The following is a 25,459-nucleotide window of genomic DNA, read 5'->3' as shown; positions in this document are numbered from 1 at the left end:
GCCGTCCCCTGCCTGCCGGTCCCGCCACGAGGCCCTTTTCCGCCGGCGGCTCAGCCTCTCCGCTCGAAGTGCTGTTCCGCCAGGGGTCTTTGTGGATCTTCCGTGTATTACGCGCCCGGGTGGGCGAGCTCGATGTCGTGGCCGTCGACGCCGTTGCCGGCCACGGTCAGCGCACCGGCCACCGGCGGGTAGCCGGTCGCGATCACGGAGTACTCGCCGGCGTCCAGGTCGGTGAAGGCGTACACGCCGTCCTCCCCGGTCGTCGATGTGGCGACGACGTTGCCCGCCGCGTCGATGAGCGTGACGCGGGCGTCGTTCAGGGGCGCGCGGCCGGAGCCGGCCCTGACGACACCGCGCACCAGCGCACCGGAGCGCAGGGCGGCGTCGACCCGGGTGACGCCCTGGCCGCCGATGTCCACCGGCAGGGCCAGCGGACGGAAGCCCGCGGCCGTGACGGCGACGGTCACCGAGCCGGGGATCAGCTCACCGAAGGTGAACTCACCCGCGTCGCCCGAGACGCCCGTGGCCAGCACGTCGCCGCGCACGTCGGTCACGACGACCATGGCGCCCTGGACAGGAGTGCCGCCCTCGGCGGTCCGCACGGACCCGGAGAGACCGCTCGTGCCGGCGAGGAGGATGTCGTAGGAGACGGCTTCGTCGCCGACGACCACGGTGGACGCCTGGGGCTGGAAGCCGTCGGCGGACGCGATGAGGACGTACGAACCGGAGCCCGGTGCGTCCAGGACGTAGCTGCCGTCGGGCTGGGCGACGGAGCGCCCGAGCTGGCGGCCGCCCAGCGAGATCAGCGTGACGGCGGCCCGGGGGACCGGCGCGCCCTCCGCGCCGCGCACCACACCGCGTACGGGGGTGCCCTGGACCGTCAGCTCGGTGGTGGTGGTCACCGCGACCGGAGCGTCGGTCAGGGGGAGCGCGGCCGTTTCCCGGGTGGCCGGCACGAGGGCGGCCTCCACGGCCTCCGGCGCGTCCGCAGCCTCGTCGGGCTTGTCGTTGCCGGCCCTCGTCTTCAGCGCGACCTCCTTGATGAAGAGGGTCAGCACGAAGGCCACGAGCGCGGCCGGTGCGGCGTACAGGAAGACGTCACCGACACCGTGACCGTAGGCGGCCTCCACGACCGTACGGAACGGTGCGGGGAGCTTGTCCAGGTCGGGGATGCCTCCGCCGCCCGTTCCGCCGTGGCCCATCGCGGCGCCTTCGGGACCGAGGTCGGCGAGACCGTCCTTGACGTACCTGGTGACGCGGTTGGCGAGGACGGCACCGAGCGCCGAGACACCGATCGCACCACCGAGGGAACGGAAGAAGGTGACGACGGAGCTGGCCGCGCCCAGGTCGGCCGGGGCCACCTGGTTCTGCGTGGCGAGCACCAGGTTCTGCATCATCATGCCGATGCCGAGGCCCATGACGAACATGAAGATCGCGATGTGCCAGTACTCGGTGTCGTAGCGGATCGTGCCGAGCAGCCCGAGGCCGGCGGTGACGAGGAAGCCGCCGCTGACCAGCCAGGCCTTCCAGCGGCCCGTCTTGGTGATGACCTGACCCGAGATGGTCGAGGACAGGAAGAGACCGGCGATCATCGGGATGGTCATGACGCCTGACATCGTCGGCGACTTGCCCCGCGCCAGCTGGAAGTACTGGCTGAAGAAGACGGTGCCGGCGAACATCGCGGTACCGACGAACAGCGAGGCGACGGAGGCCAGCGTGATCGTGCGGTTGCGGAAGAGGCGCAGCGGGATGATCGGCTCGCTGGCCTTCGACTCGATGAGCAGGAAGATCCCGATGAGGGCGACGGTGCCGCCCAGCATCGTCCAGGTCTGCCAGGAGACCCAGTCGTACTTGTCGCCCGCGAAGGTCACCCAGAGCAGGAGCAGTGAGACCGCGGCGCTGATGAAGAACGCGCCGGACCAGTCGACCTTGACCTCGCGCTTGACCACGGGGAGCTTCAGGGTCTTCTGCAGCACGAAGAGGGCGATGATCGCGAACGGCACACCCACGTAGAAGCACCAGCGCCAGCCCAGCCAGCTGGTGTCGGTGATGACACCGCCGAGCAGCGGGCCGCCCACCGTGGCGACGGCGAAGACCGCGCCGAGGTAGCCGCTGTAACGCCCGCGCTCGCGCGGGGAGATCATCGCGGCCATCACGATCTGGGCGAGGGCGGAGAGGCCGCCGACGCCGATGCCCTGTACGACACGGCAGGCGATGAGCATGCCGCTGCTCGTCGACAGACCGGCCACCACCGAGCCGCCGACGTAGATGAGCAGTGCTATCTGGACCAGCAGCTTCTTGCTGAACAGGTCGGAGAGCTTGCCCCACAGCGGGGTGGTGGCGGTCATGGACAGCAGCGCGGCCGTCACGACCCAGGTGTAGGCGCTCTGGCCGCCGCCGAGGTCGGAGATGATCTCGGGCAGGGCGTTGGAGACGACCGTCGACGACAGGATCGCGACGAACATGCCGAGCAGCAGCCCGGTCAGCGCTTCCATGATCTGCCGGTGTGTCATCGGCGTGCCTGTGGGGGCCTCTACGGCCCCGTGCTTGGCGTGGCCGCCCCGCACACCGGATGGTGTGGTCGTAGCCATTTGTTTCCTTCTCTTTGCTTCTGTTACACGGGTGTACGGGTGTGCGACTCGGCCGGGTGCCCGGTACGGCAGTCGCCGCTGTGCCTCCCGGGGGCGCATCCCCCGGAGCCGCGGCAGGAGAAGCTGTCGCGCAGCCGGGACAGCAACGTGTTCAGCCGGCCGACCTCTTCGTCGGACCAGTCGATGAGGTGGTGGGCGAAGATTTCGGTCGTCCGCCGTGTCAGCTCGTCGAGCAGCTCGTGCCCGGCGGGGGTCAGCCGCAGGATGCGGGACCGCTTGTCCGCCGGGTCCGGAGACCGTTCGATCCAGCCGTTCTCCACCGCGTGGGTCACATGTCTGCTGGTCACGGACATGTTCACGGCCAAGAGCTCGGCCAGCCGGGTGATCCGCATCTCGCCGTACCTCGCCAGCAGGGTCAGCACGGTGGCCGAGCCACCAGGACACTCGGCGGGCAGGATGCGGGCGAGCCCCCGTTTGACGGCTCCGACGGCGCTGAGCTGCCGGGCCAGTTCTTCGTACTGGCTCCGTGCCGCCACTGGCCCTCCATGCATCTCGCAGGGACATCTTGTTGCTTAGGGCAACGATAGAAGCGGATGGTTGCCGCAGGCAAACGAAATGAGCCTTGCATAAGTAAAGGAAGACAAAAGCCCGTGCAGGGGGCAGGTCAAGCTCCCAGCGCACACGGGGGTGGTCCGCGTCGGATGTGTTCCTCGTCACAGGCCCCGGCCGTTCGCGGTCCGGGGGTGTGACGCGCAGCCCCCTGGCCAAAGGGTGAAGGGGCCGTGGGCGCGAAGCAGGGGTATCACCCGCCCCGGCCCCGGGGGTTGGGCGAAAGGCCTGCGTTCGCTAGGGTCCTGGGCCATGGCACATAACCCCCACGCCCCGCAGCCGGGCCCCGAGGGCACTCACGACCCGGCGGGCAGCACGCAGATGTTCCGCGCGTTCGTCGACGACGGCGAGCCGCAGGGCAGGCAGCAGCCTGCCGCCACCTCGTCCGGCCCGAAGACCGGGATGATCGCGGTCGTCGTGGCGGTCATCGTCGTCCTCGGTGCGGTCGCCTGGCTCGCGCTCGGCTGACCGGACTCCGTCCCCGGCACCGCCGGCCCTCCGCACTGCCCGGTTCCCGGGACGCCGGAGGACCCGCCGTGCGCGCCCTCTTCTCACACAGCCGCTCCCGCCCCGCTCGCCGGTGCGGGAGCGGCTGCGTTCTCGTGGCCGTGCCGCCCCGGTGTGCCGGGCGGGCGCGCGGGGCTGCCGGCGCATGCCGAACTCGCTTTCCCGTGGGGCCGGGTGGGCGTGCAGGGGCTTCGGGCGCGGGGAGGCCGCCGGGGCGAGGAGCGTGGTGCCCCGGCGGCCGTGAACCGTCACGCGTCGGCCCGCCGGTGGTCAGTCGGCGACGAGCCCTTCCCTGAGCTGGGCGAGTGTCCGGGTCAGCAGCCGTGAGACGTGCATCTGCGAGATGCCGACCTCCTCGCCGATCTGCGACTGCGTCATGTTGGCGAAGAACCGCAGCATGATGATCTGGCGCTCGCGCGGCGCGAGCTTCGCGAGCAGCGGCTTGAGGGACTCGCGGTACTCGACGCCCTCCAGTGCCGCGTCCTCGTAGCCGAGGCGGTCGGCGAGCGAGCCCTCGCCGCCGTCGTCCTCGGGGGAGGGGGAGTCCAGCGAGGACGCCGTGTAGGCGTTGCCGACGGCCAGGCCGTCGACGACGTCCTCCTCGGACACCCCGAGGGCCTTGGCGAGTTCCGGCACGGTCGGCGAGCGGTCGAGCTTCTGGGCGAGCTCGTCGCTGGTCTTGGTGAGGGCGAGGCGCAGCTCCTGGAGCCTGCGGGGCACCCGCACCGACCACGAGGTGTCGCGGAAGAAGCGCTTGATCTCCCCCACGACCGTCGGCATCGCGAACGTCGGGAATTCCACGCCCCGTTCGCAGTCGAAGCGGTCGATCGCCTTGATCAGGCCGATCGTGCCGACCTGGACGATGTCCTCCATGGGTTCGTTACGGCTCCGGAACCGCGCCGCCGCGTACCGCACGAGCGGGAGGTTGAGCTCGATGAGTGTGTCCCGCACATAGGCCCGCTCCGGGCTGTCCGTTCCGTCGGGGCCCGAGGCGGGACCCAGCGCGGCGAGCCGCAGGAACAGGGAGCGGGACAGGGTGCGGGTGTCGATGGCTTCCGGCGAGCTGGTGAGCACGGGAGGTGCCGGCACGCTCTTCGTGAGCGTGAGCACCTTCGAGCTGCCCTGTTCTGCGGACATGCCACCCCCTTGAGGTCGCGGACGGTCGCGGTGGCCACGACCATCGGAGGAACGCAGCCTCCACCTGAATACCGGAGGTAGGGCTGCGGCAAACGCGGTTCGAGCAGAATGTCACATGTCGGCAACACGCTGTAGTGACATGTCGACAAGTCAGCGGCGAAAGTGCGCAGGAAACAGGGGGTGTGGGGCTTTTACGCCTGCGGAATCGATCTTTCTCCGGTCTACCCGTTCCAGCTACGCCTCGATCCTGTTTGCGGATCGCAGGCGGGCGAAGCTTCGGGCCAGAAGCCTTGACACGTGCATCTGGGAGACGCCGAGTTCGGCGCTGATCTGCGACTGCGTCAGGTTGTTGTAGTAGCGGAGGAGCAGGATCCGCTGCTCGCGCTCGGGCAGCTGGACCAGCAGGTGGCGGACCAGGTCACGGTGTTCGACCCCGGCCAGGGCGGGGTCCTCGTAGCCGAGCCGGTCCAGGAGGCCGGGCAGCCCGTCGCCCTCCTGGGCCGCCTCCAGCGAGGTCGCGTGGTAGGACCGGCCCGCCTCGATGCAGGCGAGGACCTCCTCCTCGGAGATCTTCAGCCGGTCGGCGATCTCGGCCGTGGTCGGCGAGCGGCCGTGAGCGGTCGTCAGATCCTCGGTGGCGCCGGTGACCTGGACCCAGAGCTCGTGCAGCCGGCGCGGCACGTGCACGGTCCGTACGTTGTCGCGGAAGTAGCGCTTGATCTCGCCGACCACGGTGGGCATGGCGAACGTCGGGAACTGGACGCCCCGTTCCGGGTCGAAGCGGTCGATGGCGTTGATCAGGCCGATGGTGCCGACCTGGACGACGTCCTCCATCGGCTCGTTCCTGCTGCGGAAGCGGGCCGCCGCGTAGCGCACGAGCGGCAGGTTCGCCTCGATCAGCGCGGTGCGCACCCGGTGGTGCTCCGGAGTGCCCGGTTCGAGGTCCTTGAAGCGCCCGAAGAGCACCTGGGTGAGTGCCCGGGTGTCCGCGCCCCGGGTCCTGGCGGGCGTGGTGGGGTCGGGGGTCTCGGTCTGGATGTCGTCCGTCTGGACGTTCTGGGGCGGGACTTGAGGCGCTGTACTGGCCGGCACGGTGTCGCCACCCCTTTGCGGTCAACTACGGTCAACTCATCCGTCAAAAGCGGTCATAGCATCACAAGACATGTCCACTGTGTGCAAGCACCGCATAGAGTCGTGTTGAGTGCGTTTTGGTTTAAACATGGCGAAAAGCCCCTCTCCTGAAAGGGAGGGGCCTCGCGTGCCTGATTCCTGAGCGTGTCAGAAGGGGTAGTCGGCGATCACCCAAGTGGCGAACGCGGCCCACTGACCGGCGGCGGCCTGGTGCGCCGGATGTCCGACGTACCGCTTGAGCGCGTCCTCGTCCGCGACGGCCGAGTTGATGGCGAAGTCGTAGGCGATCGGCCGGTCGGTGATGTTCCAGGCGCACTCCCAGAACTCCAGCTCCGGGATCTGCCCGCCGAGCTCCCGGAACGCCTCGGCTCCGGCGACGACCCTGGGGTCCTCGCGCTCGACGCCCTCGTTCAGCTTGAACAGGACCAGGTGGCGGATCATGGGGGTTCTCCTACTTCACGAGCTCGGACATGAAGTCTCCGACGCCCTGAGCGGCACTGGAAATGCCCTCGAACCCCACTTGCACAAGGTCGGCGGCACGTTCCGGGGACGTGATGATCGTGTACAGCACGAAGACCACAATCAAGTAGAGCGCGATCTTCTTCGCTTGCACCACAGCCCTGCCTCTCCCCTTCGATCACCTGTGCAGTCGGGAGATTGTAGCCGCACGTATGGGCGTATCCGTTGGTCGTTTCCGATCACTGATACGCCTTTTAGGGACCAAAGACTGGTCGAATCGGGTCCTTTGCCCCCGGATGGGGTGTACGAAGGGGAGGAGGATGGAACGCAGGCCCGCCGGTTGAGCAGGAATGTGCGGGCCGAGGAACGGGACCTCCCTGAGGTCCCCACCGCGTGACGCCCCCGACCGCGGTGAGGATCCTGGTCCCCGTTCTCATCGGGGGAAGCGGCTTGTCCCCCCGATGCCGCTTCCCCCGACCTGTTACCCGGCGACACACGAAGGGCCCGGCGCAGCGCCGGGCCCTTCGCCGTACGTCCGCCGGGTGCGGGTCAGTCCTTCCGGAGGCCGACCGCTCCGGCGGTGCCGTCCGGGGTGACCGCGGGCTCACCACTGCGCGGGCCCGGCACGGTGACCGCTGGGCCGGCGGCGGCCGTGTCCTCGGTCGCCAGGCGTTCCATGCCGCTCGTCGTCTTGAGGGGCTTCTCCTTGATGAAGAGGACCGCGAGGAGGCCGAGGAAGGCGAACGGGGTGGCGACGAGGAAGAGGTCGCCCGTCGCGATCCCGTAGGCGTGCTCGACGATGTCCTTCATAGGCTCGGGCAGCTTGGTCATGTCGGGCACCGCACTGCCGTGGCCGCCACCGGCCACCGGTATGCCCTTCTCCGTGAGGCCCCTTGAGATCTCGTCCGCCACCCGGTTGGCGAGGACCGCGCCGAGCACGCTGGTCCCGACGGTGCCGCCGAGGCTGCGGAAGAAGGACAGCACGGAGGTGGCCGCACCCAGTTCGTGTGCGGGCACGTCGTTCTGCGCCGCGAGGACGAGGTTCTGCATCAGCATCCCGACGCCGATGCCCATGAACGCCATGTAGACGCTGAGCAGGCCGAAGTGGGTGTCGGCGTCGATGGTCGAGAGCAGACCGAGGCCCGCCGTCATGACCACGGCACCCGCGATCAGGTAGATCTTCCACTTGCCGGTCGCCGAGATGATCTGCCCGGCCACGGTCGAGGACACCAGGAGTCCGCCGATCAGCGGAAGGCTCATGAGCCCCGCGACCGTCGGGGACTTGCCCAGCGAGATCTGGAAGTACTGGGAGAGGAACACGGTCCCGGCGAACATCGCGATACCGACGAAGAAGCTCGCCAGGGTCGTGAGCGTCACCGTGCGGTTGCGGAAGATGTCCAGCGGGATGATCGGCTCGGCGGCCCTGGACTCGACGAAGACCGCCGCGGAGAGCAGCACCACGCCGGTGGCCACCAGCGCGGCGGTCTGCCAGGACGCCCAGTCGAAGGTGCTGCCCGCGAGGGACGACCAGATCAGCAGTGCGCAGACGCCCGCGACGATCAGGAAGGCACCGAGCCAGTCGATCCGGACCTGGCGGCGCACGGTCGGCAGCTTCAGGGTGCGCTGCAGCAGCACGATCCCGGCCAGCGCGAACGGCACGCCGACGAAGAAGCACCAGCGCCAGCCGAGCCACGACGTGTCGACGAGGACGCCGCCGATCAGGGGCCCCGCGACGGTGCCGACCGCGAAGACCGCGCCGAAGATGCCCGCGTACTTGCCGAGCCTGCGCGGCGGGATGATCGCCGCCATCACGATCTGGGCCAGGGCCGTCAGGCCACCGGCGCCGACGCCCTGGATGACCCGGCTGACGATCAGGGTGCCGACTTCCTGGGAGAAGCCGGCGACCAGGGAGCCGACCACGAACAGGCCGAGCGAGAGCTGGAGCAGCAGTTTCTGGTTGAAGAGGTCGGCGAGCTTGCCCCAGAGCGGCACGGTGGCCGTCATCGCGAGCAGCTCGGAGGTCACGACCCAGGTGTAGGAGGACTGGCTCGCGCCGAGGTCGGCGATGATGCGGGGCAGGGCGTTGGCCACGACCGTGCCCGCGAGGATGGCGACGAACATGCCTGCCATCAGGCCGGACATGGCCTGCAGTATCTGCCGGTTGGACATGGAGGTGGGCACCTGTCCGGGTGCCTCTGTTGCGGTCACGGGGTCCTTCTTCGATGCGGGTCTGAACAGGTTCGGTGGATGCGGAGGGGGACTACTCCGGTCGCGGGAGGCCTCGTGCGAGGTGAGCGAAGACCTCCTGGAAGGAGTCCGTCAGCACGGTCCCCTCGGGGTGCTCGCACCAGTGCTCGAGGGCGACCCGCAGCGCGGTCTGGGTGACGGCGGCGAGCAGCCGGGGGAAGAGCCCGGCGCCCCGGGGTGCCGTGGTGCCCGAGGCGTCCAGCCAGTCGGTGATGGCGGCGGCGAGTGCCCGCTCCTCCGCCACGTGGGCCTTCAGGCCGCGCTGGATGAGGTGCGGCGACCGCTGGAGCACCTTGGACTGCAGGGTCCACAGCTCCTGGCGGTCCTCGAAGCCGCCGAGTTCGGCGACAAGGGCCTCGCGTACGACGTCGAGCGGCGCACGGCAGGCCGGGGCGTTCCGCACGTAGTCCCTGATCCGTTCGCCGATCTCGTCGTCGACGAGGACGAACGCGTCGTCGTGGCTCGGGAAGTAGTTGAAGAAGGTCCGGGGTGACACACCGGCTGCCTCACTGATGGCCTCGACGGTGACGTTCTCCACGCCGTGCTCGGCGGCGAGGCGGACGGCGGCTTCCGCGAGGGCGTGGCGCGTGGCCTGCTTCTTGCGCTCCCGGAGCCCGGGTTCGGAGGTCGTCGTCTTCGGCACAACGTGCATCGTAGGCAAAGATGCACAACGTGCAAAATTATTCCCCGAACGGTGCACGCCGCCCTCGAGTCCTCGGGAGGGTTGCGGATGCGGGGAAGGGGCCGGCCCGGATGGAGCGGCATCTGCGGGGCCGGACGGCCTCCGGGCGTGACTCTTCCCCGCTCGCGGTCTTCTCGCCCCGGTGCCGTTCGGTCATGCTTGCGGGCACCCGTCAGCCGGTGGCCGGATCGCCGAGTTGGGCAGCGGTGGCATGCGAGACGCAGAGAAGGGACCGACCCAAGCGGGTCGGTCCCTTCATTCATCTGCGGTAGCGGAGGGATTTGAACCCTCGGTGAGTTTCCCCACACTCGCTTTCGAGGCGAGCTCCTTCGGCCGCTCGGACACGCTACCGAGAGAGAGCTTAGACCATCCCGGGCCCTGGTTCGAAATCGGTTTCGCGGAGGCAGTGCGCAGTGGTGGTGCGGGCCGGTCAGCGGTCCCGGAAGAAGGCGGTCAACTGCCCCGCGCAGACGTCCTCCAGGACGCCGTGGATCACCTCGGGGCGGTGGTTGAGCCTTCGGTCGCGTACGACGTCCCAGAGCGAACCGGCGGCGCCGGCCTTCTCGTCGCGCGCGCCGTAGACCACCCGGGCGACACGGGACTGGACGAGCGCGCCCGCGCACATGGTGCACGGCTCCAGGGTGACCACCAGGGTGCAGCCGGTCAGCCGCCACGCGCCGAGCACGGCGGCGGCTCGGCGCAGGGCCAGCACTTCGGCGTGTGCCGTCGGGTCGCCGGTCGCCTCACGCTCGTTGTGACCGGTGGCGAGCAGGGCGCCGTCCGGGCCGAGGACGACGGCGCCGACCGGCACATCGCCGGCCGACGCCGCCTGCGCGGCCTCGTCCAGGGCATGGCGCATGGGTGCCTTCCACGGATCCCGTACGGGATCGGGCGGAGGCGGTGAGGAGGGATCGGGTGGTGGCGCGTTCACCCGCGGACCCTAACGGACGGCCTCCAGGACCTCGGCCGCCCCCAGCGCGTCCGCGATCTCCGCCAGCGCGTCGGTGCGCAGGGTCAGCAGTCCCTTCTCGGACAGCCCGAGGTCGGCGAGCACCCCGAGTTCCCCGAGTGGCCCCGCCGGCACGGCGTCGGGGTCGTGGTCCAGGTCGGAGGCCGTGACGTCGTCGTCGCCGTCCTCGGCCTCGTCGGGCTCGCCGTCCTCCGTGCCGTCGAGGTCGACGAGCTCTTCCAGTGCGGCGATCTCGTCCTCGGCCCCTGGTTCGCGGCCGAGGAGTTCGTCGGTGAGCAGGATCTCCCCGTACGAGGAGCGGGCGGCGGCGGACGCGTCCGAGACGTAGATACGGGGGTCCTCCTCACCGTCCACCCGGAGGATGCCGAACCAGGCGTCCTCCTGCTCGATGTAGACGAGGACGGTGTCCTCGTCCACCGAGGCCTCACGGGCCAGATCCGTCAGGTCGGACAGGGTTTCCACATCGTCGAGCTCTGTATCGCTCGCTTCCCACCCGTCTTCGGTGCGCGCGAGCAGTGCGGCGAAGTACACCGGGACTCTCCCACTGGTCATAGGCGAATCGGTCCGACGGGAGGGCAGCCGGTGGTCCGGCTGCTCTGGGCCCCGCCCAATCGGCATCGTGGCAGAAACGAGCGCGATGCGAGACCTCTTCGACCGTTGCGTCGGCCATCAGTTCCTGGGGGAGGGGCCGGCGGGCGGTCTCCCGCGGGGTCCTTCCAGCGGGCCCGGACAGGCCCCGGAGCGGACCTCACCAGCGGAACGTACGCATCCGCATCTGTTGCCGCATACGGGCCGCACGGGCTCTGCGCGGCTGGACACGGTCACGCAACTGCTTCGCCTCGTGGAGCTCCCGCAGGAACTGGGCCCTGCGCCTCCGACGGGCAGCGTCACTCTCCTGCGCGTCCGCCACGCTCTCCTGCGCGTCGGGCAGGTCGCGCGCGTCGCGTCCGGTCCGCCGCTGGTTCCGCTGCTCCCCGTCGGGCAATCGACACACCACCCCAAGCCTGGGTCCGTATGCCCCCACCTTCCCCCCGAACAGGTGGTTGATGCCAGCGCGGACTGGCGGAAAGCCGGTCCGGGGCCCGGCTACTGTTGACGGCATGCGGATCCACGTCGTCGACCACCCGCTGGTGGCACACAAACTCACCACACTGCGCGACAAGCGCACCGACTCCCCGACCTTCCGGCGGCTCGCCGACGAGCTGGTCACCCTCCTCGCGTACGAGGCCACCAGGGATGTGCGGACCGAGCAGGTCGACATCGAGACCCCGGTGACGCCCACGACCGGTGTGAAGCTGTCCCACCCGCGTCCCCTGGTCGTGCCGATCCTGCGCGCGGGTCTCGGGATGCTGGACGGCATGGTGCGGCTGCTCCCGACCGCCGAGGTCGGCTTCCTGGGCATGATCCGCAACGAGGAGACGCTCCAGGCGGAGACGTACGCCACGCGGATGCCCGAGGACCTTTCCGGCCGTCAGGTCTACGTCCTCGACCCGATGCTGGCCACCGGCGGCACGCTCGTCGCGGCCATCCGGGAACTGATCAAGCGCGGTGCCGACGACGTGACGGCGGTCGTCCTGCTCGCGGCGCCCGAGGGCGTCGAGGTGATGGAGCGCGAGCTGGCCGGTACCCCGGTCACGGTGGTCACGGCCTCGGTCGACGAGCGGCTCAACGAGAACGGCTACATCGTGCCGGGCCTCGGTGACGCCGGTGACCGGATGTACGGCACGGTCGACTGACCCCGGACGCGGTGCCTCCCGGCGCCCGGGCCTCCTGGACTCTCAGCAGGAGGACGGCGCCGGGGCCGGCTTCGTCAGGGCCACGAGCGCCGTGGCCGCCGCCGCGGGGGTGCTGAAGGTCTTGAACTTCGTGCCGATGATCAGATCGATGTCCGCCGTGCTGCGGGTGTCGGTCTTCTGCGTGGCACCGGGCAGCTGGGTGGCGAGCACGGGGAACGAGCCGTTCATGGCGGTCGGGCCGCCGAGCAGCATCCCGGTGCCGGGCACCTTCTTGTCGTACGCGGCGGGGGCGTTGTCGACCTTGCCGATGACGAAGCCGCGCTTCTTCAGCTCGTCGGCCGCGGCCTTGGCCAGTCCGCTGCGCGGCGTCGCGTTGTAGATGTTGACCTTGATCGCGGCCGGTTTCGGGAGCACCTTCGCCTGCGTCGAGGCCTTCGGGGAGGGACAGGCCCGCGGGTGGGACGCCGCGTTCGCCCGCCCGTCGCCGCCGGTGAAGACGTCGACGATCTGGAGAGTGCCCCAACCGGCCAGGCCGAGGGCCACCGCGGCCGCGGCCGTCGAGAGAACCAGCTTGCGGCGATGACGGGGGCGGCGCATACGGGGATAGGTGTTACCCGTGATGCGGTACTTTCCGCCCATGCCGGGAGGGGTCAGCATGCTCATGGGCGCAGCGTAGTGCGACCCGGTGATGATGCCTACTAAACGATCAACCTATGGCACCCGTCCGAGCATAAAAGCACCCGAAAGGCGCCGAAATGCTCCACGGGTGGGAGTGGCGTGGTCAGCCCAGTTCGAGGACGCGGGCGTGCAGCACCTGGCGCTGCTGCAGCGCGGCGCGCACGGCGCGGTGCAGTCCGTCCTCGAGGTAGAGGTCGCCCTGCCACTTCACGACGTGGGCGAACAGGTCGCCGTAGAACGTGGAGTCCTCGGCGAGCAGGGTTTCGAGGTCCAGCTGGCCCTTGGTGGTCACCAGTTGGTCCAGGCGGACCGGGCGCGGCGCGACATCCGCCCACTGCCGGGTGCTTTCCCGGCCGTGGTCGGGATATGGCCGCCCATTTCCGATGCGCTTGAAGATCACACGGAAAGCCTACCGGGCCGGGGCCTCCGGGCGCAGCCACGGGACGGGACTGCGATGCCGGGCATAGGGCGGCCATTCGGCCGAATACGGCGCACGGCCCGTCGGCTTTCCGGTGCCGTCCCGGTGTGTCACGCCGCGGGCGGTGAGCGTGGCTCGCCGCCCGCGGCCGGGGGTCCGGTTTTCGCTACTCGGTGACACCGTGTGCGTGGCCCTCGCGGAGACCTCCGCCGTCGCCGGGCTCGGCGGAGGCGGGTGCCGCGGGGGCGGGGCGGGTCAGGGAGCGCAGGTCGTGGGCGTAGGTGCCCACGGCGTTGGCGATCACGTCGATGTTGGTGTCGAAGTGGCCCATGTCGATGTTGTCGAGGTCGTCGCAGGCCGCGTGGTAGCAGGGGTCGTACGCGATGCCCGCGGTCCCGCCGAACGTCTCGGCCTGGGCTGCCGTCTTGATGCCCTCGGCACCGGTGTCGGTGCCGCCGGACGGGATGCCGGCCTCGATGAACGGCCCGTAGTCGGAGCGCCCGGTGAAGTCCGTGCCGGTGTGCGGCTTGTCCTTCCGGTCCAGGAAGTCGTTGATGTCGCGCTCCAGTTGGGCGGAGCCCTCGGGGCCGGGGCCTTCGCCCGCGCCGTCGGAGTCGTCACCGTCGAAGACGAACTGCGCACCGTTCGGGGACGCGATCATGTCGAAGTTGAGGTAGAGCGCGATCTTCTCGCGCTGCGCCTCGGAGAGCTTCGCGACGTAGGCCTCCGAGCCCAGCAGCCCGTTCTCCTCGGCCGACCACCAGGCGAAGCGCACCTTGTTGGCGGGGTCGCGGTGCGTCTTGGCGAGTTCCAGGGCGACTTCGAGGAGGCCCGCCGAGCCGGAGCCGTTGTCGTTGATGCCGGGGCCGTCGGTGACCGAGTCGAGGTGGGCGCCGAGCATGACCGTCTTCGCGGCGTTGCCGCCGCGTGTCTCGGCGACGACGTTACGGGTCGTGCGCTCCTCCTGGAGCTGACGGATCTCGAACGAGACCTTCACCTCGCCCTTGGCCAGGTCGGCGACGAGCTTCTCGCCCTCGGCCAGGGTGAGACCGCCGGTGGGTATCTTCCCCGAAGCCACGTCGCCCAGGGTGCCGGAGAGGACTCCTTCGGTGTTGTTGTAGATCACCGCGCCGGCCGCGCCCGCCACGGAGGCCGCCTCCTGCTTCTGGGCGAACGAGCAGCCGCCCCGCTTGATGAGGGCGATCCTGCCGGTGAACGCCGCCCCGGCGTAGTCGGCGGCCTCGCAGCCGGTGGTGTCGTCGACCGGGACGGCGGTGAGGGCCGCGGTGATGCCGCCCTCGGGCGTGGAGCGGGTGTAGGTCATCGCCTTGATGCCGATGTCACGGGGCGTGGGGGAGACCACGGAGAGCTTCTCGGCGAGGGTCTCGGTGTAGACGAAGTCGAAGGCCTGGTAGCCGACCCGGTACCCGGCCTTCTGGAGCAGCCGGTAGACGTAGGCGGCGGAGGCGTCGTGGCCGAGCGAGCCGGCCGCGCGATGGCCGTCCGCCGATTCGGCTATGGCCTGGAAGCGTTCCAGGTGCCGGAACGCGTCCTTGGCCGACGAGCGCTCGACCAGCTTCCGCGAGAGCTTGGCGGCTTCCCTGGCCGGGTCGTGCGAGGGGTGCCCGTGGTGAGGGGACACGGCGAGGAGGAGCGGTGTGGCCAGGGCGGTGGCGGCCACAACAGCCATGGCTCTGCGACGAGTTGCGTGCACAGGAGTCCTTCCGGTGTGAACGGATGTGCAGGAAAACTAGCGAGCCGGCCGGTTCCTGTGAACAGGTGAGACGGTTCCCGGTCCCGCGCATGGCCTGTTACCGGTCGACCGGGGGCCGGTTCCCGCTGGTCCGCCCGGCCCGATGGTGATCATCCGGATTTCCCGGCCGCTTTGGCCGCTGCCTTCGCCTGCTGCTTGTACGCCCGTACCTCGCCGAGGGATTCCGGCCCGGTGATGTCGGCGACCGAACGGTGCGCACCCTGCTCGCCGTACGCTCCGGCGGCCTCCCTCCAGCCCGCCGGTCGTACGCCGAACTGCTTGCCCAGCAGGGCCAGGAAGATCTGTGCCTTCTGGGTGCCGAAGCCGGGCAGCGCTTTGAGCCGTTTCAGCAGGTCCGCACCGGTGGGGGCGTCCTCCCAGACCGCTTCGGCGCGCCCGTCGTACTCGGCCACCAGGTACTGGCAGAGCTGCTGCACCCGTTTGGCCATCGAGCCCGGATAGCGGTGCAGGGCGGGTTTCCCGGTGAACAGCCCGGTGAAGGCCTCGGGGTCGTATCCGGCGATCGCCCCGGCGTCCAGGTCGTCTCCGCCCATGCGCCGGGCCAGGGTGAGGGGGCCGGTGAAGGCCCACTCCATCGGCACCTGCTGGTCCAGCAGCATGCCGACGAGGGCCGCCAGCGGACTGCGGGCCAGCAGCGCGTCCGCGTCGGGCTGCTGGGCGATACGCACGGTGCGGGCTCCGCCGCTGTCGCTCTTGGTCATGTATTCGATGATCGCGAGAGTGGCCGGGATCGGCGAGTCGGTGCCGCGCCCCGGGGGCCGGATGCCCGGACCGCCGCCGGGTGCCGGGCCTTATCTACCGGGTGCCGTCACCGCCGGGCGGCGGCAGCCGGGACGCGCGCATCCGCAGGTACCGTGCCTCGGGTTCGCTGAGCGTGCGGTCCGCGGCCCGCCGGTACGCCGTCCGCGCGGCCTCCCGGTCCCCGGCCCTCTCCAGCAGATGGGCCCGCACGGCGTCCAGCCGGTGATGGCCGGCGAGCCGGTCCTCCAGCGCCGCCACGGCCGTCAGGCCCGCCCGGGGGCCCCGGACCATGGCGAGGGCGACCGCCCGGCCCAGCTCCGCCATCGGTTCGGGGGCCAGAGCCACCAGGAGGTCGTACAGGGCGAGGATCTGCGGCCAGTCGGTGTCCTCGGCGCGGTCGGCCTCGTCGTGCAGCGCGGCGATCGCGGCCTGCAGCTGGTACGGCCCGGCCGGACCCTCGGCCAGGGCCTCCTCGACCAGGGCGGTGCCCTCGCCGACGGCGTCCCGGTCCCAGCGGGAGCGGTCCTGCTCGTCCAGCGGGACCAGCTCGCCGTGGGGTCCGGTGCGGGCGGCGCCGCGGGCCTCGGTGAGCACCATCAGGGCCAGCAGTCCGGTCACCGCGCCGTCCCTGGGCAGCAGAGCGCGCACCGCCCGGGTCAGCCGGATCGCCTCGCGGGCCAGGTCCGCGCGGTGAAGGGTGCTGCCCGATGTCGCGGTGTACCCCTCGTTGAAGATCAGGTAGAGCACCTGGAGCACCGCCGCGAGCCGCGCGTCCCGGTCGTCGGGCCCCGGCTGCCGGAACGGCACCCCGCGCACCTTCCGCTTGGCCCTGCTGATCCGCTGGGCCATCGTCGCCTCGGGCACCAGATGGGCGCGCGCGATCTCGGCCGTGGTCAGGCCGCCCACGGCGCGCAGGGTCAGCGCGACCTGCGCGGCGGGGGACAGCACGGGGTGGCAGCAGAGGAAGAGCAGGGTCAGGGTGTCGTCGTCGGACGGCGCCCGGTCCTCCCCCGGCGGCGCCGCGGTGAAGGCGTCCCGGGGTGTGAGCGCGGCGGCCCTCTCCTCGCGCCGGTGGCGCGCCGAGTCGCTGCGCAGCTGGTCGGTCAGCCGCCGGGAGGCCGTCCTGATGAGCCAGCCGCGCGGATTGCCGGGCACCCCCCGGGACGGCCACGTCCGGGACGCGTCGAGCAGCGCCTCCTGTACGGCGTCCTCGGCCGTGTCGAAGTGCCCGTACCTGCGTACGAGCGCTCCGAGGACCTGCGGCGCGCACCGGCGCAGCAGGTCCTCCGTGCCGCTCGGGCCGTGGTCCACCCGACACCTCTCAGCCGGTGGCGGACAGGAGCTCGCCGCCGTCGTCCATGATCGGCCGGATCACCACCGGGTACACGGGGGCGCCCTCGGGCTGCGGGCAGAGCGCGATGCGGGCGGCGATCTCGGTCACCCTGTCCAGGCTCTCGCAGTCGAGCACCCAGTACCCGGCGAGCAGTTCCTTGGTCTCTCCGTACGGTCCGTCCGTGATCACCGGCCTGCCGTCCGGGCCCGGAAGCACGGAACGGGTCCTGGCGGGCGCGGCCAGGCCGTTGCCGTCCACCATCTCGCCGGACTCGGCAAGATCGTTGTTGACGTCCTCCATGAAGGCGAACATCGCCTTCAGATCCTTCTCGCTCCAGGCCGGGCTGTCGGCCGACGCCTTGCCGCCCATCGCCTCGTAGTCCGCCTGCGAGCCCTGAACCATCACGAGGTACTTCATGGTGTGCTCCTCGGATCCGCTCCACCGCCCCTCGTGGGCGGCTCTCACAGGTGACGTCGGAGCCGGCCGGGGGATCTCGACACCACGCGGGCGATTCCCCGGAATCACTCCGCCGCGCAGGGCCTGAGACGGCCCCCGTAGAGTTCGGCTGCGTTGTCCGACGAACCCCGAGGTACCGGCCGTGTCCCCCGCATCCCCTCCGCCCCGCGCCCAGGCGCCCGCGTCCGCCGTGAGTGTCGTGGGGATCGGCGCCGACGGCTGGGCGGGTCTCACGGAACCGGCCCGTGCCGTCCTCACGGACGCCGAGGTCCTGATCGGAGGGGAGCGCCAGCTGCGGCTGCTCCCGCCGGACTGTGCGGGCCTGCGGGTGCCCTGGCCCTCACCGCTGCGGCCCGCCGTGCGCGGACTGCTCGCCGGGCACGCGGGCAGCAGGACCGCCGTCCTCGCCAGCGGCGACCCCATGTTCTACGGCATCGGCCGGGCCCTCACCGAGGAGCTGGGCGCCGGGGCCCTGCACGTGCTGCCGCACCCGTCCTCCGTGTCGTACGCCTGCGCCCGGCTCGGCTGGCCGGTGGAGGACACCGCGACCGTCACCCTGGTCGGCCGGCCGGCCGACCGGCTGGCCGCCGCGCTGCACGACGGGCGCCGGCTGCTCGTCCTGTCCGCCGACGCGGCCACCCCCGCCGCCGTGGCCGGCCTGCTGCGGGACCGGGGTTACGGGCCCAGCCGGATGCGGGTGCTGGAACAGCTCGGCGGCGCGGACGAGGACTGTCTGGACGGCACCGCCGACACCTGGGAACACCCGTCGGGGGACCCGCTCAACGTCGTCGCGGTCGACTGCGTGCGCGCGCCGGAGGCCCTCCGTCTCGGAGCCGTACCCGGGCTGCCCGACGAGGCGTACGAGCACGACGGGCAGCTCACGAAGCGCCATGTGCGGGCCGCCACGCTCGGCGTGCTCGCGCCGGCGCCCGGTGAGCTCCTGTGGGACATCGGCGGCGGCTCCGGGTCGATCGCGGCCGAGTGGATGCGGACCCATCCGTCGTGCCGCGCCGTCACCGTGGAGCGGGACCCCGTGCGCGCCCTGCGCATCACCCGTAACGCCGGCCGGCTCGGTGTGCCCGGGCTGCGCGTGGTCACCGGACGGGCCCCGGACGCCCTGGCCGGACTGCCCGCGCCGGACGCCGTGTTCGTCGGTGGCGGGCTCACCGCCCCCGGTCTGCTGGACGCCTGCTGGGACGCGCTGCCCCCGGGCGGCCGGCTGGTCGCCAACACGGTCACTCTGGAGTCCGAGGCGCTGCTCACGCAGTGGTACCGGCGGCACGGCGGTGATCTGGTCCGCCTCGCGGTGGCCCACGCGGTGCCCGTCGGCGGGTTCACCGGGTGGCGTCAGGCGATGCCGGTCACACAGTGGTCCGTGCGGAAGCCGACGGCCGCGCCCTCTCAGGACCTCCAGCCCGCCCCAGACCCTTCGCACGCTCCAGGAGACGACAGATGACCGTGTACTTCATCGGTGCGGGCCCCGGTGCCGCCGACCTCATCACGGTGCGCGGAGCCCGCATCCTCGCCGCGAGCCCGGTCTGCCTGTACGCGGGCAGCCTGGTGCCGCGCGAACTGCTCGCGGAGTGCCCGGCGGACGCCCGGCTGGTGGACACGGCCCTGCTCGACATCGACCAGATCACCGCCGAGCTGGTACAGGCCCACGAGGGCGGCCACGACGTGGCCCGGCTGCACTCCGGCGACCCCTCGGTGTTCAGCGCGGTGAACGAGCAGATGCGCCGGCTCGACGAGGCGGGCGTGCCGTACGAGGTCGTGCCCGGCGTCCCGGCCTTCGCGGCCGCCGCGGCGGCACTCAAGCGCGAGCTGACGGTGCCCACCGTCGGGCAGACCGTGATCCTCACGCGGATCGCGCAGCGTGCCACGGCGATGCCCGAGGGCGAGGACCTGGCCACGCTGGGCCGCAGCGGGGCACTGATCGTGCTGCACCTGGCGGCGCGCTACGTGGACCGGGTCGTCGACGAGCTGCTGCCGCACTACGGCGCCGACTGTCCTGCCGCCGTCGTGGCCATGGCCTCGCGTCCGGACGAGATCGTCCTGCGCGGCACGCTGGACTCCATCGCGGACCAGGTGAAGTCGGCGGGGGTGATCCGGACCGCGGTCATCATGGTCGGACGGACGCTGGGCGCCGAGCAGTTCCGCGACAGCCACCTGTACTCCCCGGCACGGGACCGCCACACCTGCTGACGGTCCTCCTCGGTTCGCTTCCGCCGGTGGATCAGCGGACCGCGCTGCGTCCCACTACCGTTCCCGCCCGGTCGACGCAGATCACGTCCACCGCCACCGGCGCCCCGCGCAGCACCGAAAGCGCCTGGTCCCGGGCTTCGGCCGCCACGAGGTCGCCGAGCGGCACCCCGGCCGCGGCGCACAGCTGAAGCGCGGCGAGCCCGGTGTTGGCCACCTCGATCTCCGCCGCCAGCGCCTCGCTCGCGCCGCCCTGCCGGGCCAGCCGCGCGAGGAAGGGCTTGTCGACCTGGGAGCGGGCCGAGTGCAGGTCCAGGTGACCGGCGGCGAGCTTGGACAGCTTGGCGAAGCCGCCGCAGATGGTCAGCCGCTCCACCGGGTGCCGGCGCACGTACTTCAGGACCGCGCCGGCGAAGTCACCCATGTCCAGCAGGGCGATCTCCGGCAGCCCGTACTCCGCCACCACCGTCTTCTCCGAGGTCGAGCCCGTGCACCCCGCGACGTGCCGGTGCCCGGCGGCCCGTGCCACGTCCACCCCGCGCCTGATCGAGTCGATCCAGGCCGAGCAGGAGTAGGGCACCACGACGCCGGTGGTCCCCAGGATCGAGATGCCGCCCAGGATGCCCAGGCGGATGTTCCACGTGAAACGCGCGATCTCCTCGCCGTCGTCCACCGAGACGGTGATCTCGACGTCGCCGGTGCCGCCGTGCGCCTGAGCCACCCGCGCGACGTGGTCCCGCATCATCTGGCGGGGGACGGGGTTGATCGCGGGCTCCCCGACGTTCAGGGGCAGCCCGGGAAGCGTCACGGTCCCCACGCCGGGTCCGGCCCGGAAGACCACTCCGGAACCGGCCGGCAGCAGCCGTACGGTCGACCGCACCAGGGCGCCGTGCGTGACGTCCGGGTCGTCGCCCGCGTCCTTGACCACACCCGCCGTGGCCTGCCCGTCCGTGAGTTCCTCCACCGCCAGGGCGAATGCGGGGGTCTGGCCCTTGGGCAGGGTGATGGTCACCGGATCGGGGAACTCGCCGGTCAGCAGCGCCGTGTACGCGGCCGTCGTCGCAGCCGTCGCGCAGGCACCGGTCGTCCATCCGGGCCGCAGACCGGTGTGCTTGAGTTGGGCGGCGCGCCCGCCCTGGGCCTCACTGCTCATGGACGGACCGATCTGATGCCCTTGCACGTACTCCTCCTCGGCGGCACGACGGAGGCCCGCCGGATCGCGGAGTCACTGTCGGCCACCGACGGGACCAGGGTCACCAGCTCGCTGGCCGGCCGGGTGGTCCGGCCGAACCTGCCGCCGGGTGAGGTCCGTGTCGGAGGCTTCGGGGGCGCCGAGGGCATGGCCGACTGGCTCCGCGCACACCACGTGGATGCGGTCATCGACGCCACCCATCCCTTCGCCGGAACGATCAGTTTCAACGCGGCCTCCGCCGCCGCCGCTGTCCATGTTCCCCTCCTGGCCGTGCGCCGGCCCGGCTGGGTGCCGGTGGAGGGCGACCGATGGCACCACACCGACTCACTCCCGGGAGCGGCGCGGCTGCTGCCGGGTCTGGGACGGCGCGTGTTCCTCACCACGGGACGCATGGGGCTCGCCGCCTTCGCGGAACTGGACTCGCTGTGGTTCCTGATGCGGTCGGTGGACTCCCCCGAGGCACCGTGCCCCCCACGGATGGAGATTCTGCTGGACCGGGGGCCGTTCTCCCTGGAGGAAGAGCGCGAACTGATCCGGCGTCACCGCATCGACGTCCTCGTCACGAAGGACAGCGGTGGCGCCGCGACGGCTCCCAAACTCACGGCCGCCCGCGAGGCGGGAATCCCCGTGGTCGTGGTCCGGCGCCCGCCGGTCCCGGCGGGGGTGCCGGTGGCCGCGACCCCGGGGGAGGCCCTGGACCTGCTGCGGGCCGTCCTCGGGGGTTGCTGACCACCGGTCCACCGGTGCGGCCTCCGTCAGTCCGCCGGACCCTGCTGTGCCGCGTCCTCCGGGTAGCGGCGCGGCGTCCAGACGATCTGCCGGCCGTCACCGCGGTGCACCCAGCGGGTCTGTGAGGACCCCACGATCAGGATCGTCCGCATGTCCACCTCCAGCGGGTCCAGATCGGCCAGCCGCACCGTGCGCACGTTCTCCGACGGGCCGCCGACATCGCGGCCGAGTACCACGGGGGTGTCGGGGGAGCGGTGTTCGAGGAGCAGGTCGCGGGCCTTGCCGACCTGCCATGTGCGGCTGCGGGAACCGGGGTTGTACAGCGCCATGACGAGGTCGGCCGACGCTGCCGCGCGCAGCCGCTCGGCGATGACCTCCCACGGCTTGAGCCGGTCCGAGAGGGAGATCGTGGCGTAGTCGTGGCCGAGCGGCGCCCCGGCGCGGGCGGCGGCGGCGTTGGCCGCGGTCACTCCGGGCAGCACCCTGACCGGGATGCCCGAGTAGGCGTCCTGCGAGGCGACCTCCAGGACCGCCGTGGCCATCGCGAAGACTCCGGGGTCACCACCGGACACCACGGCGACGCGGTGCCCGCGGCGTGCCAGGTCGAGGGCGAACTCCGCGCGCTCGGACTCCACCTTGTTGTCGGAGCCGTGCCGCTGCTGGCCGGGGCGGACCGGCACCCTGTCCAGATACGTGGTGTAGCCGACCACGTCGTCGGCGGCGGCGAGCGCCCCGCGGGTCTCGGGCGTCAGCCACAGCGGGCCGGCGGGTCCGGTTCCGACCACGACGACCTCGCCGGACCCCGGAGAGCGTTCGGGGCGGGGTGTGTCGATCCGGCTCGGCAGCACCGCGACCGCGAAGTACGGCACGGAGTCCGGGTCGGTGTCCACCAGATCCCCGGTCCGCTCGCCGGCCATCGTGGCGCGCTCGACGTACCGCGCCTCGGCCAGCCGCCCGGACGCCTCGAACGCGCGCCGCACCGCGGGGAACGTCCGGCCCAGCTTCATCACGACAGCCGAGTCCGTGGCCGCCAGACGCGCCGTCAGCTCCTCCTCCGGCAGGGTTCCGGGCAGGATCGTCAGCACCTCCTCGGCCTCGACGAGGGGAGTGCCGAGCCTGGCGGCCGCGGCGCTCACCGAGGTGACACCGGGGATGACCTCGGTGTCGTAACGGTCCGCGAGACGCTTGTGCATGTGCTGGTACGAGCCGTAGAAGAGCGGGTCACCCTCCGCGAGCACGGCGACGGTGCGTCCGGCGTCGAGGTGCGCCGCGAGCCGGGCGGCGGCCTGCTCGTAGAACTCGTCGAGCGCGCCCCGGTAGCCGCCGGGGTGGTCCGTGGTCTCCGTCGTGACGGGGTAGACCAGGGCCTCCTCGATGTGGTCGGCGCGGATGTACTGCGCCGCGATCGAGCGGGCGATGGACCGGCCGTGCCGGGCCGAGTGGTAGGCCACGACGTCGGCCTCGCCGATGATCTGCACGGCGCGCACGGTCATCAGCGCCGGGTCGCCGGGGCCGAGCCCGACGCCGTACAGCCGTCCGGCACGTCCCGTCCGCAGGTGCTCGGGCACGCTCACTCCTCCTCGCTGGCGAGGGCGTTGACCGCGGCGGCCGCGATGGCGCTGCCGCCGCGCCTGCCCCGCACGACGAGGTGTTCGAGCCCGGACGGGTGGGCGGCCAGGGCGTCCTTCGACTCCGCCGCGCCGATGAAGCCGACCGGCACACCGATGACGGCGGCGGGGCGCGGGGCGCCTTCCTCGATCATCTCCAGCAGGCGGAAGAGCGCGGTGGGGGCGTTGCCGACGGCGACGACCGCCCCTTCCATCCGGTCCCGCCACAACTCCAGTGCGGCGGCGCTGCGGGTGGTGCCGAGCTTCGCGGCCAGTGCGGGGACGGACGGGTCGGACAGGGTGCAGATGACCTCGTTGTCCGCGGGGAGCCGCTTGCGGGTGACGCCGCTGGCGACCATGGCGACGTCGCACAGGATGGGCGCGCCGGACCTGAGGGCGGCGCGTGCGTCGGCCACGGCGTTCGGCGAGAAGGCGAGATCGCGTACGAGGTCGACCATGCCGCAGGCGTGGATCATGCGGACGGCGACCTGGCTCACGTCGGCGGGCAGCCCGGCCAGATCCGCTTCCGCGCGGATGGTTGCGAAGGACTGGCGGTAGATCGCCGGTCCGTCCTTCTCGTACTGGTGCACAGTGCTGTCGCTTTCTTCTTCTACGTCTCTGCGTCGAACAGGGGGTGAGTCGAACAGGGGTGATGCGTCTTCAGCGGCCGGCGCCCCGGGCCCCGGCCACGGCAGCGGCCAGCGCGGCCGGGTCGTCCCGGACCGTCACCGGCCTCTCTGCCCGGTCCCCCCGCACGTGGGAGATCCGGTGTCCGTCCGGGGTGGCGACCACATCGATCCACTCCCCGCGCGGGTGGCCGCACCGGCGTTCGCAGCCGGACCAGTACACAGGGAGCCGTCCCGGCGGTCCGACGGCGGCCCTCGCCTGGGCCCGTACGTCGGCCAGCGACTTCGCGCAGCCGGGCTGCCCGACGCAGGCGCCCACCCCGGCCCACGGGGAACCGGGTCCGGTGATCAGACCTGCCTCGGCGAGGGCGCCCGCGAGGGCGTCAGCCCCGTCGGGCGCGACACCGGTGACGACCACTCCGCGCCACGGGGTGAGCCTCATCTCCCCAGCGCCGGAGAGCAGTTGCCACTGAGCGGGGTCCAGCCGCCCGAGCGGTACGCCGACGGACAGCGCCGCTTCGCGCCGCCCGCCCCGTACCGGGCCCGGCGCGGGGGAGCGGGCTTCGAGGGGTCGGGGGAGCCGACCGGGTGAGGTGGTGATGCCGGCCCGCGAAAGGCGCGTGACGACCTCGTCGGGCAGCGCGTCCCTGGTGTCGCCGGGCAGATCCTCGACCCGCCAGGCGCCGGAGACGCCGGCCGCGTCCAGAAACACCTCGGAGGCGGCGAGCAGGGCCCGGGGCCCCTCGGAGGCGGGGAGGCGGAACACCGTGTCCGCAGATCCGACGCGGAGCGCGGCGCCGGCGCCGAGGCCGATGAGGGTCAGATCGGCGCCGAGTGCGTCCACGTCGCCGCGGCCGTCGTCGAGGGCGAACAGGAAGCGTCCGGAGAGCTGCGTCGCGCGGTCGCTCCCGCAGAGGAGCCGGTCCAGCTCCGCCAGCCATGGTCCGACGTCGGCGGCCCCGACGCGGTCAAGCCCGGACAGCGGGGAGGCGACCACGTTGCGTACGCGTTCGTGGCGTTCCGAGGGCAGTAGCCCGGCTCCGCGCAGGAGTCCGGCCAGTTCCGCCCCGCAGCCGGGGGCGAGCCCGCGCAGCTGGACGTTCCCGCGCGAGGTGAGATGCAGCTCACCGTCGCCGAGTCGTTCGGCGGCCTTCCCCAGAGCCCTTGCCTGATGGGGTGTCAGCACCCCGCCGGGTATCCGGATCCGCGCCAGCGCACCGTCGTCCGCCCGGTGCAGACGGAGGGCTCCGGGGCAGGCGTCACCACTGCTCCGGGCACACGCGTCGCCCGGCGAACGGGGCGTAAGGGGGGAGGCGGACATGGCGGCGAGCATACCCACCGTGACCGGGGCAGGTCCCTGCCGTCACTGTGACCTACGGGACACCCGCTGCGGTCCCGGTCAGGGTGGGGGCCGTCTGGTCAGCACCCCCCACCCGCCGCCTACTATGCCTAGCGGCGGTCCGTCGGGTCCGCCATCGCCAGACGGCGACAGGGGAGGAAGCCCGGTGAGATTCCGGCGCGGTCCCGCCACTGTGAGCACGGCCCACCGGCCGCGCGAGTCAGGAACTCCCTTCCCCTAACCCCCGGCTTCGCGCCGGGGAGGGGGAGACCCGACGACACTGCCCGGGGCGTGGACA

26 protein-coding genes, 1 tRNA gene and 1 riboswitch are annotated in these 25,459 nt (G+C 71.7%); of the genes, 5 read left to right on the top strand and 22 right to left on the bottom strand.

Annotated elements, in window-relative coordinates; translation table 11 throughout:
* Window positions 1–107: 107 nt before the first annotated feature.
* Entirely contained in the window at window positions 108–2,591 is a 2,484-nt protein-coding gene (locus tag OG206_RS15980; RefSeq protein WP_327116551.1) for an MFS transporter, read from the bottom strand.
* A 23-nt stretch (window positions 2,592–2,614) separates the two neighbouring features.
* On the bottom strand, window positions 2,615–3,127 hold the full coding sequence (locus OG206_RS15975) for a MarR family winged helix-turn-helix transcriptional regulator (protein WP_327116549.1): 513 nt from the start codon (window positions 3,125–3,127) through the stop codon (window positions 2,615–2,617).
* Between the two features lie 325 nt (window positions 3,128–3,452).
* Between OG206_RS15975 and OG206_RS15970 the strand changes: the two genes are divergently transcribed.
* Window positions 3,453–3,668, top strand: a complete 216-nt coding sequence (locus OG206_RS15970) for a hypothetical protein (protein ID WP_327116547.1) — start codon at window positions 3,453–3,455, stop codon at window positions 3,666–3,668.
* 309 nt (window positions 3,669–3,977) lie between these two features.
* Here OG206_RS15970 and OG206_RS15965 read toward each other — a convergent pair whose 3' ends face one another.
* The 10 genes from OG206_RS15965 to OG206_RS15920 all read right to left on the bottom strand — a co-directional run bounded on the left by OG206_RS15965 (window position 3,978) and on the right by OG206_RS15920 (window position 11,318).
* Window positions 3,978–4,844: an RNA polymerase sigma factor SigF gene (locus OG206_RS15965; protein WP_327116545.1), complete on the bottom strand. Its 867-nt coding sequence runs from the start codon at window positions 4,842–4,844 to the stop codon at window positions 3,978–3,980.
* Window positions 4,845–5,078: 234 nt separating this feature from the next.
* Window positions 5,079–5,936: an RNA polymerase sigma factor SigF gene (locus tag OG206_RS15960; RefSeq protein WP_327116543.1), complete on the bottom strand. Its 858-nt coding sequence runs from the start codon at window positions 5,934–5,936 to the stop codon at window positions 5,079–5,081.
* A 186-nt stretch (window positions 5,937–6,122) separates the two neighbouring features.
* Complete coding sequence (locus OG206_RS15955) at window positions 6,123–6,416, bottom strand: Dabb family protein (protein ID WP_327116541.1); 294 nt, start codon at window positions 6,414–6,416, stop codon at window positions 6,123–6,125.
* Between the two features lie 10 nt (window positions 6,417–6,426).
* Window positions 6,427–6,591, bottom strand: a complete 165-nt coding sequence (locus tag OG206_RS15950; protein WP_167344453.1) for a hypothetical protein — start codon at window positions 6,589–6,591, stop codon at window positions 6,427–6,429.
* Window positions 6,592–6,983: 392 nt separating this feature from the next.
* Entirely contained in the window at window positions 6,984–8,603 is a 1,620-nt protein-coding gene (locus OG206_RS15945; RefSeq protein WP_327122294.1) for an MDR family MFS transporter, read from the bottom strand.
* A 91-nt stretch (window positions 8,604–8,694) separates the two neighbouring features.
* Window positions 8,695–9,333 (bottom strand): TetR/AcrR family transcriptional regulator, encoded by a 639-nt coding sequence (locus OG206_RS15940; RefSeq protein WP_327116539.1) that lies wholly within the window; start codon window positions 9,331–9,333, stop codon window positions 8,695–8,697.
* A 296-nt stretch (window positions 9,334–9,629) separates the two neighbouring features.
* Window positions 9,630–9,714, bottom strand: a tRNA-Ser gene (locus OG206_RS15935).
* A gap of 79 nt (window positions 9,715–9,793) precedes the next feature.
* Window positions 9,794–10,222, bottom strand: coding sequence for a tRNA adenosine(34) deaminase TadA (gene tadA, locus OG206_RS15930; protein WP_327116537.1), 429 nt, complete (start codon window positions 10,220–10,222; stop codon window positions 9,794–9,796).
* A gap of 81 nt (window positions 10,223–10,303) precedes the next feature.
* On the bottom strand, window positions 10,304–10,864 hold the full coding sequence (locus tag OG206_RS15925; RefSeq protein ID WP_327122293.1) for a tRNA adenosine deaminase-associated protein: 561 nt from the start codon (window positions 10,862–10,864) through the stop codon (window positions 10,304–10,306).
* Window positions 10,865–11,081: 217 nt separating this feature from the next.
* Window positions 11,082–11,318 (bottom strand): hypothetical protein, encoded by a 237-nt coding sequence (locus OG206_RS15920; protein WP_327116535.1) that lies wholly within the window; start codon window positions 11,316–11,318, stop codon window positions 11,082–11,084.
* Between the two features lie 115 nt (window positions 11,319–11,433).
* On the opposite strand from OG206_RS15920, the gene upp reads away from it, so the two are divergent.
* Window positions 11,434–12,069: a uracil phosphoribosyltransferase gene (gene upp / locus OG206_RS15915; protein ID WP_073750868.1), complete on the top strand. Its 636-nt coding sequence runs from the start codon at window positions 11,434–11,436 to the stop codon at window positions 12,067–12,069.
* Between the two features lie 42 nt (window positions 12,070–12,111).
* Here upp and OG206_RS15910 read toward each other — a convergent pair whose 3' ends face one another.
* The 6 genes from OG206_RS15910 to OG206_RS15885 form a co-directional block, all read right to left on the bottom strand.
* The gene (locus OG206_RS15910; protein WP_327122292.1) at window positions 12,112–12,708 is read right to left on the bottom strand and encodes a LytR C-terminal domain-containing protein; all 597 of its coding nucleotides are present in this window, start codon (window positions 12,706–12,708) and stop codon (window positions 12,112–12,114) included.
* A 142-nt stretch (window positions 12,709–12,850) separates the two neighbouring features.
* The gene (locus tag OG206_RS15905) at window positions 12,851–13,147 is read right to left on the bottom strand and encodes a type II toxin-antitoxin system VapB family antitoxin (RefSeq protein WP_003955420.1); all 297 of its coding nucleotides are present in this window, start codon (window positions 13,145–13,147) and stop codon (window positions 12,851–12,853) included.
* Window positions 13,148–13,331: 184 nt separating this feature from the next.
* On the bottom strand, window positions 13,332–14,855 hold the full coding sequence (locus tag OG206_RS15900; protein ID WP_327122291.1) for a M28 family metallopeptidase: 1,524 nt from the start codon (window positions 14,853–14,855) through the stop codon (window positions 13,332–13,334).
* 173 nt (window positions 14,856–15,028) lie between these two features.
* Window positions 15,029–15,640, bottom strand: a complete 612-nt coding sequence (locus tag OG206_RS15895; protein WP_327116522.1) for an HhH-GPD-type base excision DNA repair protein — start codon at window positions 15,638–15,640, stop codon at window positions 15,029–15,031.
* A gap of 94 nt (window positions 15,641–15,734) precedes the next feature.
* A complete protein-coding gene (locus OG206_RS15890) occupies window positions 15,735–16,991 on the bottom strand; it encodes an RNA polymerase sigma factor (RefSeq protein ID WP_327116520.1) in 1,257 nt (418 codons plus the stop codon).
* Window positions 16,992–17,001: 10 nt separating this feature from the next.
* The gene (locus OG206_RS15885) at window positions 17,002–17,430 is read right to left on the bottom strand and encodes a YciI family protein (RefSeq protein ID WP_327116518.1); all 429 of its coding nucleotides are present in this window, start codon (window positions 17,428–17,430) and stop codon (window positions 17,002–17,004) included.
* 181 nt (window positions 17,431–17,611) lie between these two features.
* Here OG206_RS15885 and cbiE point away from each other — a divergent pair, with 181 nt between their 5' ends.
* Window positions 17,612–18,925 carry a precorrin-6y C5,15-methyltransferase (decarboxylating) subunit CbiE gene (gene cbiE, locus OG206_RS15880; protein WP_327116516.1) on the top strand — a complete coding sequence of 438 codons (1,314 nt, stop codon included), beginning with the start codon at window positions 17,612–17,614 and terminating at the stop codon, window positions 18,923–18,925.
* A complete protein-coding gene (cobM, locus tag OG206_RS15875) occupies window positions 18,922–19,671 on the top strand; it encodes a precorrin-4 C(11)-methyltransferase (RefSeq protein ID WP_327116515.1) in 750 nt (249 codons plus the stop codon). The genes cbiE and cobM overlap by 4 nt, the downstream gene beginning before the upstream one ends.
* A gap of 31 nt (window positions 19,672–19,702) precedes the next feature.
* Here cobM and OG206_RS15870 read toward each other — a convergent pair whose 3' ends face one another.
* Complete coding sequence (locus OG206_RS15870) at window positions 19,703–20,821, bottom strand: cobalt-precorrin-5B (C(1))-methyltransferase (protein ID WP_327122290.1); 1,119 nt, start codon at window positions 20,819–20,821, stop codon at window positions 19,703–19,705.
* 15 nt (window positions 20,822–20,836) lie between these two features.
* Between OG206_RS15870 and OG206_RS15865 the strand changes: the two genes are divergently transcribed.
* On the top strand, window positions 20,837–21,589 hold the full coding sequence (locus tag OG206_RS15865; RefSeq protein WP_327116513.1) for a cobalt-precorrin-6A reductase: 753 nt from the start codon (window positions 20,837–20,839) through the stop codon (window positions 21,587–21,589).
* Between the two features lie 26 nt (window positions 21,590–21,615).
* On the opposite strand, the gene cobJ is transcribed toward OG206_RS15865, so the two are convergent.
* The 3 genes from cobJ to cobG all read right to left on the bottom strand — a co-directional run bounded on the left by cobJ (window position 21,616) and on the right by cobG (window position 25,155).
* Complete coding sequence (gene cobJ, locus OG206_RS15860) at window positions 21,616–23,157, bottom strand: precorrin-3B C(17)-methyltransferase (protein WP_442805848.1); 1,542 nt, start codon at window positions 23,155–23,157, stop codon at window positions 21,616–21,618.
* Window positions 23,158–23,159: 2 nt separating this feature from the next.
* Complete coding sequence (locus OG206_RS15855) at window positions 23,160–23,786, bottom strand: precorrin-8X methylmutase (RefSeq protein WP_327116509.1); 627 nt, start codon at window positions 23,784–23,786, stop codon at window positions 23,160–23,162.
* 70 nt (window positions 23,787–23,856) lie between these two features.
* Complete coding sequence (cobG, locus tag OG206_RS15850; RefSeq protein WP_327116507.1) at window positions 23,857–25,155, bottom strand: precorrin-3B synthase; 1,299 nt, start codon at window positions 25,153–25,155, stop codon at window positions 23,857–23,859.
* A gap of 161 nt (window positions 25,156–25,316) precedes the next feature.
* A riboswitch (cobalamin riboswitch) is annotated at window positions 25,317–25,391 on the top strand.
* Window positions 25,392–25,459 lie beyond the last annotated feature (68 nt).

Origin of the sequence: Streptomyces sp. NBC_01341 (assembly GCF_035946055.1) — a bacterium.
Lineage (GTDB): Bacteria > Actinomycetota > Actinomycetes > Streptomycetales > Streptomycetaceae > Streptomyces.
The sequence above is the reverse complement of the archived record's forward strand: the minus strand, read 5'-3'. Positions and strand labels throughout refer to the sequence as shown.